14 protein-coding genes are annotated in these 12,685 nt (G+C 59.5%); 3 read left to right on the plus strand and 11 right to left on the minus strand.

The window, feature by feature from the left end; translation table 11 throughout:
- Nucleotides 1-172 precede the first annotated feature (172 nt).
- A complete protein-coding gene (locus P1S46_08770) occupies nt 173-775 on the plus strand; it encodes an SGNH/GDSL hydrolase family protein (GenBank protein MDF1536577.1) in 603 nt (200 codons plus the stop codon).
- Nucleotides 776-1,072: 297 nt separating this feature from the next.
- Here the strand turns inward: P1S46_08770 and tatA are convergent, their stop codons facing one another.
- From tatA to eno, 6 genes are all read right to left on the minus strand, one after another.
- Nucleotides 1,073-1,363, minus strand: a complete 291-nt coding sequence (tatA, locus tag P1S46_08775; protein ID MDF1536578.1) for a twin-arginine translocase TatA/TatE family subunit — start codon at nt 1,361-1,363, stop codon at nt 1,073-1,075.
- A gap of 123 nt (nt 1,364-1,486) precedes the next feature.
- Entirely contained in the window at nt 1,487-1,816 is a 330-nt protein-coding gene (locus tag P1S46_08780) for a hypothetical protein (protein ID MDF1536579.1), read from the minus strand.
- A 28-nt stretch (nt 1,817-1,844) separates the two neighbouring features.
- Nucleotides 1,845-2,384, minus strand: a complete 540-nt coding sequence (locus tag P1S46_08785) for a GNAT family N-acetyltransferase (GenBank protein MDF1536580.1) — start codon at nt 2,382-2,384, stop codon at nt 1,845-1,847.
- A 191-nt stretch (nt 2,385-2,575) separates the two neighbouring features.
- Nucleotides 2,576-3,181 (minus strand): GNAT family N-acetyltransferase, encoded by a 606-nt coding sequence (locus tag P1S46_08790; GenBank protein MDF1536581.1) that lies wholly within the window; start codon nt 3,179-3,181, stop codon nt 2,576-2,578.
- A gap of 257 nt (nt 3,182-3,438) precedes the next feature.
- Nucleotides 3,439-4,086 (minus strand): rhomboid family intramembrane serine protease, encoded by a 648-nt coding sequence (locus tag P1S46_08795; protein ID MDF1536582.1) that lies wholly within the window; start codon nt 4,084-4,086, stop codon nt 3,439-3,441.
- Nucleotides 4,087-4,290: 204 nt separating this feature from the next.
- On the minus strand, nt 4,291-5,583 hold the full coding sequence (gene eno / locus P1S46_08800; GenBank protein MDF1536583.1) for a phosphopyruvate hydratase: 1,293 nt from the start codon (nt 5,581-5,583) through the stop codon (nt 4,291-4,293).
- Nucleotides 5,584-5,880: 297 nt separating this feature from the next.
- On the opposite strand from eno, the gene P1S46_08805 reads away from it, so the two are divergent.
- Entirely contained in the window at nt 5,881-6,948 is a 1,068-nt protein-coding gene (locus P1S46_08805) for an SAM-dependent methyltransferase (protein ID MDF1536584.1), read from the plus strand.
- A 51-nt stretch (nt 6,949-6,999) separates the two neighbouring features.
- On the plus strand, nt 7,000-8,331 hold the full coding sequence (locus P1S46_08810; protein ID MDF1536585.1) for a glycerate kinase: 1,332 nt from the start codon (nt 7,000-7,002) through the stop codon (nt 8,329-8,331).
- Between the two features lie 254 nt (nt 8,332-8,585).
- On the opposite strand, the gene P1S46_08815 is transcribed toward P1S46_08810, so the two are convergent.
- The 5 genes from P1S46_08815 to dnaX all read right to left on the minus strand — a co-directional run bounded on the left by P1S46_08815 (nt 8,586) and on the right by dnaX (nt 12,523).
- Entirely contained in the window at nt 8,586-9,179 is a 594-nt protein-coding gene (locus P1S46_08815; protein MDF1536586.1) for a GTPase domain-containing protein, read from the minus strand.
- Between the two features lie 17 nt (nt 9,180-9,196).
- On the minus strand, nt 9,197-9,730 hold the full coding sequence (locus P1S46_08820) for a roadblock/LC7 domain-containing protein (GenBank protein MDF1536587.1): 534 nt from the start codon (nt 9,728-9,730) through the stop codon (nt 9,197-9,199).
- A 165-nt stretch (nt 9,731-9,895) separates the two neighbouring features.
- Nucleotides 9,896-10,492, minus strand: a complete 597-nt coding sequence (recR, locus tag P1S46_08825; GenBank protein MDF1536588.1) for a recombination mediator RecR — start codon at nt 10,490-10,492, stop codon at nt 9,896-9,898.
- Between the two features lie 4 nt (nt 10,493-10,496).
- On the minus strand, nt 10,497-10,811 hold the full coding sequence (locus tag P1S46_08830; GenBank protein ID MDF1536589.1) for a YbaB/EbfC family nucleoid-associated protein: 315 nt from the start codon (nt 10,809-10,811) through the stop codon (nt 10,497-10,499).
- Nucleotides 10,808-12,523: a DNA polymerase III subunit gamma/tau gene (dnaX, locus tag P1S46_08835; GenBank protein ID MDF1536590.1), complete on the minus strand. Its 1,716-nt coding sequence runs from the start codon at nt 12,521-12,523 to the stop codon at nt 10,808-10,810. Before dnaX ends, P1S46_08830 begins: the two co-directional genes overlap by 4 nt.
- Between the last annotated feature and the right edge of the window lie 162 nt (nt 12,524-12,685).

Below are 12,685 nucleotides of genomic sequence, written 5' to 3' on the forward strand. Positions count from 1 at the left end.
CCTCACGGATCGAACACACAGCCATTGGCACTCGATCCGGGCGCCCTTCCCAGGCGCGGCGGGTCATTGATTTGGGCGCCCCGCGCGGGGCGCATTGATGGACTTTTTGCGAGTCCATCAACCTTTCACCTTTCACCTTTCACTATTCACTATTCACCTTTCACCTTTTTTTATGAGCCGAACTGTTTACCTTGCTTTCGGAGATTCCATCACGGACGGCTACGGCGTGCGGAAGGGCTTCGTCTCCTTTCTCGTCGGGATGATCCGGGCCGCCAGTCCGGAACTGGATCTCATCACCACCATCTCAGGGATGAGCGGGGACAATACCCGGGACGGTCTCTACCGCCTCGGCCGGGACCTGGCCAACCACACCCCCGATCTCGTAACCATCAACTTCGGCGTCAACGACGCCTTTTCAGGGATCAGCGCGGGCATGTTCGCAGACAACCTCGCCGAGATGGTCAGGATGGTCCAGGGATCGGGCTGTAGCCGAGTCGTTCTCCTCTCCTCCGAGGTTATTCCGGACGCCAGGGCGGAGCAGCAGGTCCTTCCCTACTGGGAGGCCATGGAGCAGGTGGCCCGGGAGGCCGGGGTCGTTTACGCCGACGTCAACGGCAGATGGCGGCAGGTTGTCGAAGGGGGGGTGAACCAGTGGGACCTCATCATCCCGGGGGACATGCACCCCAACGAGGCGGGCCACAGGCTCATCGGTGAAGCGGTTTTCGACGCGATTCAAGAAGCGAAGCTTCTCGAAAGCCTGATAGCTGGGAGCTGACAGCTAAGATCACACTTCCTGTACAAGCGGCAAGAGCTGACTAACCACAGCTCAACCATTCCCTGACTGAACCACCCGTCTTCGCTTGCAGCTACGACGCGGCAGGCAGGGTAACACGGAGAGAAACAGAATCCCGTCCCTTGAGGCATTAATCCAGATGTTGTTTCCCCTGTGAAACCCTGTGTACCCTGTGGTGAGCTAGCTTTTGAACTTTTCAGCGTCTCTGCGAGAGATAGTCTTTGAGATCTGGAGTGAGGGATTTGGAATTAAAAAACGGGACCCGTAGGTCCCGTTTTTTCATGCCGGCTTTTCCGTCGGCTCCTCATCCGAAGTTGCCGGTTCATCCTCCGCCGGCTTGTCCTCCGATTCAGTCACCTCAGGTTCTGTGGCTGAGTCATTCGTTTCGGTCGTCCTGGCTGACTGGGACGTCTTCCTGATCTCCTTCGTGGCCTCATCCTCGGCCTGCTTGAAACCGCGGATGGCTTTGCCCAGGTTCCTCCCTACCTCGGGGAGACGCTTGCCGCCGAAAAGGAGCATGACGATAGCCAGAATAACGAGTAGTTCCTGCATACCGAGTCCGTAGATCATCGAGTTTCGCTCCTGTGAAACATGAATGGGCGCGAAGTACGAAGATCGAAGAACGAAGGGAAATCCATATGCTATGCAAGCTCTTTCTTTGCGCTTCGCTCTTTGTGCTTCGCGCTCTTTTCCCTATTGAGCCTTTCGTGAATAGGAAAAAGAACTCACTAAATCCCCTGCAAACGAAACCTCCAGGTTGAAAAAGGATGTGATATTCGCTTCCTTGCCCGCCTTGATCTCGACTCCCATGTGGGTCCACGTCCACTTCTCCAGGCCGTCAGCGTCCATCCCCTTAAAATCCGGCTGCCCGAACATCTCCACGACCTCGCCCCTGGTGGTCATCCCGGCCTCGATCGCGGCCCCCGGATCCCGGGGGGGCATCTGCCCCATGGTCACGTTGAAGGTCGGCGCACAGGCAGCTATCGTAAGCAGGATAACCAGAAAAAACCAAGCCCTTCTCATATGCGTGCGCTCCTTTCCCCTCTCACGATCACAGGTCGAGGGTCATGATCAGCAGATCGTGGCCCCTGTTCTTGCCGTCCCTGATATATCCCTTGAGCTTGGCCTCATCCTTGAAACCGAGCTTGTGGAAAGCTTCAAAGGCGTCCTTCTGGGATACGGCCATCTCGGCCGTGAGTTTCTCCAGCCCGGCTTCCCTGGCATTGGCGATGATCTCGGCGGCCATGATCCGCGCGAGCCCCTTTTTCCGGAACTCCGGGGACACCACGATACGGATCTCACCCACGTGGCGCATCCAACCGAAAGGCTTGCGGTGCAAGGTGGCGTTGGCCACGATGCGGCCATCGACGAGGGCAAGAAGCGGAAAGACCCTGTTGTAGTTGAGGTTCTCAAACCACTCCCGCACCACGCGGTAGCTGGACACATTGTTCCGCAGGTAGAGACGGTCCTCCTCGGTGAGACTTTCGAAAAAATCCATCAGGGCCCTGTCGTCCTGCTTGGTCATTGCCCTGAGTGTAAGCTGCGTCCCGTCTTTCAGGTCTACCTTGCTTGGGTAGTTTTCCAAGAGCATTGTTGCCCCCTGTCATGTCGGCCCTCCCGGGCCCTGGATAGTGCGAATCTGCTAAAAAGCCATCAACACGCCCACGTGGGGGCCCGAAACAATGAACAGCCATGCAAGTTCATTGTTTCGTAAGGAAAGCGGAAATGACACTTTTCGCTTTCCGTTTAGCAAAAAGTCCTGCCAGACTTTTTGCGTTTACGCTAGTGTTCCATGTTCCACGTCCCGGAGATGGACTCCGTGAACTCTATCCACTGACCCCAGAGTTTCGTAACGTCGTTGCTCATGATGAGGAGATCATGGCGGTTGCCGTCCACATCCAGAACGTGGTCCTTGAGGATCGCCTCCTCCCTGAACCCCATCCGTGAAAACACGCGTCGGGCGTCGTGCTGATCGGTGAGCATCTCGGCCACCAGCTTCTCCAGGCCTGAGGTGACGGCGTTCTGGAACACCTCGGCTGCCAGGAGCCTGGCAAGCCCCTTCTCCCGGTAATCCGATGACACCACGATGCGGATCTCCCCGACATGACGCATCCAGCTGTGCGGGTTACGGTGCAGCGTCGCGTCTCCGACAACGCGGTCGCCGTCAATGGCCAGAACAGGCAACACCCTGTTGTAGTTCACACTTTCAGCCCACGCCTTGATCACGGCCGGATCGGACACGTCATCCCGCAGGTAAAGGCGCTCTGCCTCGGAAAGCCCCTGGAAAAAGGCCAGGAGCCGGACTTCGTCTCCGGCCACCATGGGCCTTAAGGTCAAAAGGCTTCCGTCTTTCAGTGTGATCTCTTTCGGATATTCGTCGAGTATCATGGCGGTCCTCCTTTGCCAAAATTTGATTATATCCCAGGTGTTCTTTTTTCCAAAGGGGAAGCTGTAAGGTTCCGTGAATTCGTGCGTCGAAAATCCGAAAGATCCTTACATCCGTGTGTCGGTATGTCCGTAAGTCCGTACTTCCGTAAGATCTTACGGCTTCACTGAATTACGGGCCCACGGGATCACGGCTTTACGGACTCACGGCTCCACGGAATCACGGGATACGCCGAGACTCCGGAGGAGGCGGGGCTGTTTCAGACTGCTCCCCGCAGGTTTTTCCTGAGCATCCTGTACCTGAGCATGGTATACGACGCCCCGGCCGTGAACCCTCCGATATGGGCCCACCAGGCCACCCCACCGGCGGCGCCGCTTGCGGTCTCAACCGCCCCGGTGATGAACTGAAAAAGGAACCAGAACCCCAGGAACAGGAAAGCCGGGATCTCCACGATCTGGATGAAGAAGAAGATGGGCAGCAATGTCACCACCCTCGCCTTTGGGTAGAGGAGGAAATAGGCGCCCAGCACACCCGCGATGGCCCCGCTGGCGCCAACGGTGGGAATGCTGCTGGACATGTTCAGCGCCACATGAGTCAGGGAGGCCGCCACCCCGCAGGCCAGGTAAAACAACAGGTATCCGACGTGACCGAGGGCGTCCTCCACGTTGTCCCCGAAGATGTAAAGGTAGAGCATGTTTCCGAGGAGGTGAAGCCAGCCGCCGTGGAGGAACATGGAGGTGAAAAAGGGAAGGACCGCATAGTGGATCAGGCCTGGCTCCCCGGTGACAATGGCAAGGACTCTTTCCGGCACGACGCCGAAAACGTGGACAAAAGCCTGCAGGTGGGTCCCGAGGCTGAGTTCGAAGAGGAACGCCAGGACGTTGGCCCCGATGAGAACGTAGTTCAAAAAGGGGACGGTCCTGGACGGGATGGTATCGCGGAGGGGGATCACGATGCAGTTCGCCGCTCAGGTTTCATATACAAGTACCTGCTGCTCGCTCAGCGTTGAGCGAACGTGCGGGTGCGGGTGTGGGCGAAAGATCTTATCGCTTTACGCATTAACTCACACACGGACGCACGGGCGGGCGAGTGCAAACCCGTGCACCTCGCCCTAGTCCTCCACCGCCGGGTACCTCAGGCATCCCTGTCCCAGGAAGAAGGCTTCCTCGTCGAGCTCTTCCTCGATGCGCAGCAGCTGGTTGTACTTGGCCACGCGCTCGGAGCGGCTCGGGGCCCCGGTCTTGATCTGCCCCGTTCCGGTCGCCACAGCGAGGTCGGCGATAAAAGTGTCGCTGGTCTCGCCCGACCTGTGGGAGATGACCGAGGTGTAGCCGGCACGGCGGGCAAGGCGGATCGTCTCGAGGGTCTCGGTAACGGTCCCGATCTGGTTGAGCTTGATAAGGATGGAGTTGGCGACACCCTTGGCGATCCCCTCTGAGAGGATGTGCGGGTTAGTGACGAAAACGTCGTCCCCCACGATCTGCACACGGTCACCGAGCCTTTCAGTGATGATGGCCCAGCCGTCCCAATCGTCCTCGGCCATGCCGTCCTCGATGGAAACGATGGGGTAGGCGTTGACCAGGTTCTCGTAGAAAGAGACCATCTCATCCGGCGACAGGACCTTGTCCTCCGCCGAAAGGACGTACTTCCCATCCTTGAAAAACTCAGAAGCCGCCGGGTCGAGGCAGATGGCGACATCCTCACCGGGCCTGTAGCCTGCAGCCTCGATCCCCTTGACGATGGCGTCCAGCGCCGCCCGGTTGCCGTTCAAACGGGGCGCGAACCCTCCCTCGTCACCCACCGAGGTGGACTGGCCCATGTCGGCAAGGATCTTCTTGAGATGGTGGAACACCTCGGTCCCCATCCTGAGAGACTCAGCGAAGGTGTCGGCCCCCCAGGGGAAGATCATGAACTCCTGGATGTCGAGGCCGCTGTCGGCGTGGGCTCCGCCGTTGATGATGTTCATCATTGGAACCGGCAGGATGTTGGCCGAAAGCCCGCCGATATAACGGTAGAGAGGCACACCGAGCTCTTCCGCGGCGGCCCTGGTCACGGCCATGGAAACACCCAGGATGGCATTGGCGCCCAGGTCGCTCTTGTTCTCGGTGCCGTCCAGTTCGATCATCACCTGGTCCACCTCGGCCTGGGCCAGCGCTTCGTAGGCAATGAGCGCCGGGGCGATGCGGTCGTTGACCGCCTCGACGGCCTTCGTAACCCCCTTGCCCATGTATCGTTTCTTGTCCCCGTCCCGCATCTCCAGAGCCTCACGCTTCCCGGTGGAAGCTCCAGATGGAACGGCCGCACGCCCGAAGGCGCCGCTTTCGAGGTATACATCCACCTCCACTGTGGGGTTGCCTCTGGAATCGAGGATCTGTCGTGCAAAGATATCGTTGATCTCACTCATGGGAACCTCCGCCTGAAAGAACAGAAAATAGTGCTAGTCGTAGTCCTAGTCCTAGTCATAGTCCTGGTCTCAATCTTGAATCCAGGTCCAGGTCCAGGTCTAAGTCTACAGTAATCTGTAACCCGAACCCGCCCTCCCGTCAACAGCAACCCGATATTTGCGGCCTTTTTAAGCGCTGCCGCATTGACAACCAGGCAAAAAGTCCATCACCTTTATCGACCGGCACAACCTGCCGGTATTTGCGCCTCGACTGGATGTTCATCATCCGCGATTTTCGGGTATAGTGGCACCTGAATCATGAAGAATGACCTTGAAGACATCATCCGGCAGGAGATCCTGGACAGGGGTCCTATCCCTTTTGCCCGCTACCAGGAGCTTTGCCTGTATCAGCCCGGCCTGGGATACTACCAGCGAGCCGGTTCCCCCACGGGTAAATCCGGCGATTTTTACACCGCACCCCACGTACACGAACTTTTCGGACGAACAGTGGGGCAGTGGATCCGGACATCCGCCGCAGACGATCTCACTGCCCCCATGACCATCGTCGAACTGGGTCCTGGAAACGGCCAGCTCGCCCAGGACATCCTCGATTCGTGGGAAGGGTCGCTGCCGGAGTATATCCTCGTGGAAAGCGGGGAGGAGAGGCGCACCCAGCTTGAGAGCCGTTTCACCGGCAGGAGTGTCCGTGTCGTCCCTCCGGACCGGTTCGACGACCTCGATCCGTTCACGGGCGTCGTCCTCGCCAACGAGTTTTTCGATGCACTGCCGGTCACAGTCTACGAACGCCGTGAAACCGAACTCACCGAAGTCTGGGTCGATCTCGCCGACAACCTGTTTGTCGAGATCCTTCGTCCTGCTTCGGGTGTCGGCCTTGCTGCCGCCCGGTTCCTGGACGGGCTCCCGGACGGGAGCCGGACCGAACTTGCCGATGGATGGGCCACGTGGCTCGAACGGATATTTCGAAGGCTCGAAAAAGGTATTGTCCTGGCCTTCGATTACGGTGACACCGCCGATGGTCTTCACGTACCTTGGCGGGCCGGGGGGACCCTGCGATGCTTCCGCAGCCACCAGGTGGACACGGAACCTTACGAGGCCCCCGGGGAGAAGGACATCACCGCAAGCGTCAACTTCACCGTCCTTGAGGATCTGGCCCGGGAGACAGGGTTTACCCCCGACAGGCTCCTGACACAGGCCTCCTTCCTCATCCGGGCCGGGATCCTGGAACTGCTGGCAGAGGAGATGGCCCGGCTGGAGGAAAAGAAGGCGACCGCCCTGTGGCTCACCGTCAAGAACCTCGTCCACGACGAGGACGGGATGGGAGAGATCTTCAAGGCGATGGTTTTAAGAAAAGGGTCTGGTGTCTAGAGTCTGGAATCTGGAGTCTGGATTCTGGCATCGAGCGAAGGGATCGAAACCGTGGAAAGATCACTGAGAGAAGATGCCCTGGAAATTTTCCTCGCCGGGGTCCGGGCCGTGGAACCCGGGGCGGCGGTCATGGCCAACCTGGCCCTGGAAGGCGAGATCCTTATCGCCGGGCACGAGCGGATCCCCCTTACGCCCGGGGGCAGGGTCTTCGTCGTGGGGGCAGGGAAAGCCGGGGCTCCCATGGCCGGGGCTGTTGAAAAAGTTCTCGGCGATCGGGTTTACGGGGGCCTCGTTGTCGTCAAGTACGGCCACCTTTCTCCGGTGAGCTGTGTCACCGTTATGGAAGCGGCCCACCCGGTTCCCGACGAGGCCGGCCTGAAAGCCGCTTCAGACCTTGTCCGGCTGCTCGACGGGACGAGGGAAGATGACCTGGTGATCTGTCTCCTCTCGGGCGGCGGTTCCGCGCTGCTGCCCTGCCCCGCCCCGCCGGTAACGCTTTCGGACAAGCAGATGGTGACCTCCCTCCTTTTGCGGAGCGGTGCCGGGATCGGGGAGATCAACTGCATCAGGAAACACCTTTCCCTGCTCAAGGGGGGCGGCCTCGCCCGCCTGGCGCACCCGGCACGTGTCGTAACCCTTATCCTCTCCGACGTCGTCGGCGACCCCCTTGACGTCATCGCATCCGGCCCGACTGTCGGAGACCCGACGACCTTCACCGACGCCCTGGCTATCCTGGACCGCTACGGCCTGGCCGGGAAAGTGCCCGGGACAGTGTTATCCTACCTGGGGCAAGGTGCCGAAGGGAAACACCCCGAGACACCCGGGCCCGACGATCCGGAGATCACCGGGGTCATCAACCTCCTGATCGGGACCAACACCATCGCCGTCCAGGCAGCCGGGGACCAGGCAAGGGAGCTCGGGTACAACACCACCGTCCTCTCCACGACCATCACCGGGGAGACCAGGGACGCTGCCGCCGCCCACGCCGCCGTGGCCCGGGAGATCTTCAACCACGGAAAGCCCCTTCAACCACCCGCATGCGCCCTCTCGGGGGGAGAAACGACCGTGACCATCAAGGGGACCGGCAAGGGCGGACGCAACCAGGAGTTCGCCCTTGCCGCGGCCCTGGGGATCGACGGGCAGCCCGGGACGGTCATCCTGTCAGGCGGGACGGACGGCACGGACGGCCCCACCGACGCCGCCGGGGCAGTCGTGGACGGGACAACGGTCCAAAGAGCCAAAGCGGCAGGTCTGGATGCCTTGCATCACCTGGACAACAACGACGCCTATCCCTTCTTCGAAAAGCTGGGGGATCTGGTGATTACGGGGCCGACCCTGACCAATGTTATGGATCTGAGGATCGTCCTGGTGGGAGGTGAGTGATCGGTAATCAGTGATCAGTAATCGGTAATCAGAATTTAATCTCAGATCTCAAATCTCATATCTCAAAGGTTTCTCCGTGTTACCCTGCCTGCCGCGTCGTAGCTGCAAGCGAAGACGGGTGGTTCAGTCAGGGAATGGTTGAGCTGTGGTTAATCAGCTCTTGCCGCTTTTGCGGGCACAAAAAAACCGCCATACGGCGGTTTGATCTGACTTTGGACTTTCTACTTTGGACTGATGAGCGCCGTGACGCGGCGCTACCCCCCTGTCCCTTTGCGGAGCTCGATCAGCACCAGTTTCGCGATGGCCTTGAGGGTCTCGAACACGCCGACACCCTCCGGCGCCACCGCCTCGAAGGCAGGGACATTGCGCGGGTTCAAGGCCTTCTGGAGCTCGTCCATGAAAACCACGTTGGGAAGGTCGCGCTTGTTGTACTGGATGACCAGGGGGAGAGTGTCCAGGTCGTATCCCTGTTCGGACAGGTTAAGGCGCAGGTTCGCAAAACTCTCGCCGTTGGCTTCCATCCGTTCGACCTGGCTGTCGGCCACGAACACGACACCGTCCACACCCTTGAGAATGAGTTTCCTGGAAGCGTCGTAAAAGACCTGTCCGGGAACGGTGTAAAGGTGGAAGCGTGTTTTAAAACCCCTGATGTCGCCGAGGGAGAGGGGCAGGAAGTCGAAGAACAAGGTCCGGTCGGTCTCGGTGGCAAGGCTGATCATCTTGCCGCGGGCCTGGGGGTTGGTCTTCTTGTAAATGAACTGCAGGTTGGTCGTCTTGCCGCACAGACCGGGACCGTAATAAACGATCTTGCAGTTGATCTCCCTTGAGGAGTAGTTGATGAAGGACATTCCCCTGCGGTCTCCTGTCAGCTGAAGAGGTTCTCGATATCGTCGTCCGTGATCTCTGCGAAGGGAGAATCGACACCCAGGCCGGAGGTATCCGTACCTGCCTTTTCATTGATCTGCATAAATATCTTCTCCAGTTCTTCACCTGCCTTTTTCACCCGGAGCCGGACAAGGCCGAGGGAGCTTTTCTCATCGAAGATGACCACGAGGATGGCACGGAACCCGATGATGGAGATGTGGATATTGTCCTTCTCACCCTCGTGGAAAAGGATGGAGAACTCCTTCTCTCCGATGAGCTTGGCCAGTCCACCGGTGGCGGCAATGTTCCCCGCCGTGAGAGAGGCCAGGGAAGTCGTGTCGATCCCCTCGGTTTGACCCGAACTGGTGATGAGCTGGCCGTTCTTGTCCACAAGGAAGACAACCTTGGCGTTGGCACTGGCCACCAGACGCCTGGTCACATCGGTGACCAGGTTGAACTCTTCCTCGTAAAGCACGAGATTTGGCAGCACTTCATACCTCTCAATCGATGATGCGGCGTGACGAAGGAATAACATCCACTAGCATGAACTATAATGATATACCGGAAAAGGTCGTGGTTATCAAGGGTTTGCACTTGATGAGCGCCCGGCTCCGCACCCTGCGGGATGGACGCAAAGCGCTCATTCCGGGCATGTAATATTACTCAGGGAGAGGTTGCGCCAGGTCGTCTCATCACTCCGTTACAGCTCGAGGCGTCCGTCAATGGCCAGGCCGAGGGTCACCGAATCGGCATGCTCCAGGCTCCCTCCGATGGGGATCCCCCTGGCGATCCGGGAGACCCGGACCCCTTGAGGTCTCAGGGTTGTCACCAGGTAGGACGCTGTGGCCTCCCCCTCGACGTCCAGGTTGGTAGCCACGATAACCTCCTTGATCCCTTCCTCTTCGATCCTCCGGACAAGTTCGCCGATCCGCAGATCGTCCGGGCCGATCCCCCTCATGGGGGACAGGACTCCCATAAGGACGTGGTAGCGTCCCCGGTACTGCCCCGTGGTCTCGATGGCCATGATGTCCCCGGGTGACTGGACCACGCACAGGAGTTCAGCCGTGCGGCCCGGGTCCCGGCATATGTCACACAGCTGATCCTCGGTGAGGCTGAAGCAACGCTCGCAGTACCTGACCTTATCCTTCATCGCCACCAGGGCACTGGCAAGAGCGCGAGACCGATCCCCCGGCACCGAGAGGAGGTAAAAGGCAAGGCGCCGGGCGTTCTTTTCACCGATCCCCGGGAGCCTTTTGAACTCCTCGATGAGAAGCCTGACCGAAGGAGGGAACTTCACTTTTTCAGAACAACCCGCCCGGCACGGGCAGACCGCCGGTGACCTTCGCCATCTCTTCGGCCATCATCTCCCGGCTCTTGCGGAGGGCCTCGTTGACCGCGGCCTGGACCAGGTCCTGCAGCATCTCCCGGTCTCCAGGGTCGATCACCGACGGGTCGATGACGATGCCGGTGACCTCCTGTGCCCCGGTGACGGTCACCGTCACCATGCCGCCTCCGGCGCCTGCCTCGATCTCCCTGGTGGCCAGTTCCTGCTGGATCTTTTCCATGCCGGCTTTCATCTGCTGGGCTTTTTTCATGAGATCGCCCAATCCCTTCATAGCTCCTCCTCTTTCGATTCAACTTCTGAAGCTTCCCCGGCGCCCTGACCAAGGACCTTGACCGCTTTCAGCTCCCCGCTGAAGATCTCCATGGCCTCGCGGACCATGGGGTGCTCACGGGCCTCCTTTTTGATCTTTCTTGCCAGGTCGGACTCCATCTGCTGCCTCTTCTCGATCACGTTGGAGTTTTTGGATCTCTCCTCGCTGTTCATCTCCTTGAACTTCAGGAGCATGTCACGATTGAAAAACTGTTTCGCAAGGGCCGCAAGTTCCGCCAGTTTCTCCCGCTCCTGGAGCATGTCGAGATAAAGCTCCCCCTTGCGCCCCCCGATAATAAGCTCTTCACTGGCGACCTTGACCGGGATCAGCTGTTCAAGCATGCTCCCGATGCTGGGCATCTTCCCGTTAACGAACTGAACGAACTGCTCCCAGGTCTCCTTCGGAGTCTCGATCCCGGCAAAGGCGGGAGCGGGGGTGACGGGCGGCGACGTCTCTGGCCCGGGGACAGGGTTCTCCTCACTGGACGTTTTCCCTTTGGACACCGCGGCAGCTTTTACGCCGGGGCGGTTGCCGCCTCCACTGCCGGCCACAGGTCCGCCGGATTCACCCAGGGGGACGATCTCCCTGACTCTCGCCATGTGAACCAGGGCTAATTCCAGGTGGAACCGCGGCTGGGTCGATCGACGCATGCGCTCCTCACCACGGGCCAACAGGGCGAACTGGACCCTGAGAGCCGCGGGATCGCCCGACGCGACCGTGCCGCGGAGGATCTCCATCTCACCTTCGGGAAGGTCGAGCATCCCCTCGGTATCCTCAACCTCGATGAGGATCATGAGAGAGCGCAGGATCTCCAGGAGATCCAGGGCCACCCTGACAGGGTCCGCCCCGTTGTCGATCATGTCGCCGAGGATGCGGAGAGCATCACCGGGCTTTTCCTCGACACACGCCGTCAGGATGCCATGGAGCTTGTCGCGGTCCAGGCTCCCGAGGACCATGTTAACATCATCGTCGCTCACCTTGCTGCCAGCGTAGGAGAGGACCTGGTCCAGGAGGCTCTGGGAATCACGCAGACTGCCCTCGGCCGCGATGGCGATACGCCGGAGGCTGTCGGAAGAGATCTCGACACCCTCCTTCTCACAGATCCGGACAAGGTGACCCACGATCCCCACCGAGGGGATCCTCCTGAAGTCGTACCTCTGGCACCGGGAGTGGATCGTCACCGGCACCTTGTGCGGTTCAGTTGTGGCAAGGATGAAGATCACCCTCGGAGGGGGCTCCTCGAGGGTTTTTAAAAGCGCGTTGAAAGCGTTGCGGGACATCATGTGCACTTCGTCGATGATGTAGACCTTGTAACGGCCCTCGCCGGGGGCGTACATCACTGCCTCCCTCAACTCCCGCACATCGTCAACGCCCGTGTGGGACGCGGCATCCATTTCCACGACATCGAGGCTCCTGCCTCCGTCGATCTCCAGGCAGGACAGACACTTGCCGCACGGTTCGTCGATGGTCTCCTTGTCCATACAGTTGAGGGCCTTGGCCAGGATCCGCGCTACAGAGGTCTTGCCGACACCCCGCAGACCGGAAAACAGGAAGGCGTGACCCAGTCTTTCCGTGACGATGGCGTTACGAAGGGTGCGGGTCACATGTTCCTGCCCCACGACTTCGCCGAAGGTGCCTGGCCTGTATTTGCGGGCGAGAACAAGATAGGACATGGGGAGGGCTCCAGGTGACAGGTTGCAGCTGACAGATTACAGGCGAAAGGATAAAGGTTCAAGGTTGATGGCTTCGCAAAAAGTCCATCAACGCGCCCCGCGCGGGGCGCCCAAATCAATGACTCACCCCGTAAGTCATTGATTTGTAAGGAAAGGGAAAAC

This window comes from bacterium, assembly GCA_029210545.1.
GTDB lineage: Bacteria > BMS3Abin14 > BMS3Abin14 > BMS3Abin14 > BMS3Abin14 > JARGFV01.

Excerpts from the sequence above, each read along its gene's own strand:
- P1S46_08785 (MDF1536580.1), bottom strand. The coding sequence starts at position 2,384 with ATGCTCTTGGAAAACTACCCAAGCAAGGTAGACCTGAAAGACGGGACG.
- P1S46_08820 (MDF1536587.1), bottom strand. The coding sequence starts at position 9,730 with ATGTTATTCCTTCGTCACGCCGCATCATCGATTGAGAGGTATGAAGTG.
- eno (MDF1536583.1), bottom strand. The coding sequence starts at position 5,583 with ATGAGTGAGATCAACGATATCTTTGCACGACAGATCCTCGATTCCAGA.
- dnaX (MDF1536590.1), bottom strand. The coding sequence starts at position 12,523 with ATGTCCTATCTTGTTCTCGCCCGCAAATACAGGCCAGGCACCTTCGGC.
- P1S46_08805 (MDF1536584.1), top strand. The coding sequence starts at position 5,881 with ATGAAGAATGACCTTGAAGACATCATCCGGCAGGAGATCCTGGACAGG.
- P1S46_08790 (MDF1536581.1), bottom strand. The coding sequence starts at position 3,181 with ATGATACTCGACGAATATCCGAAAGAGATCACACTGAAAGACGGAAGC.
- tatA (MDF1536578.1), bottom strand. The coding sequence starts at position 1,363 with ATGATCTACGGACTCGGTATGCAGGAACTACTCGTTATTCTGGCTATC.
- P1S46_08815 (MDF1536586.1), bottom strand. The coding sequence starts at position 9,179 with ATGTCCTTCATCAACTACTCCTCAAGGGAGATCAACTGCAAGATCGTT.
- P1S46_08780 (MDF1536579.1), bottom strand. The coding sequence starts at position 1,816 with ATGAGAAGGGCTTGGTTTTTTCTGGTTATCCTGCTTACGATAGCTGCC.
- P1S46_08830 (MDF1536589.1), bottom strand. The coding sequence starts at position 10,811 with ATGAAGGGATTGGGCGATCTCATGAAAAAAGCCCAGCAGATGAAAGCC.
- P1S46_08770 (MDF1536577.1), top strand. The coding sequence starts at position 173 with ATGAGCCGAACTGTTTACCTTGCTTTCGGAGATTCCATCACGGACGGC.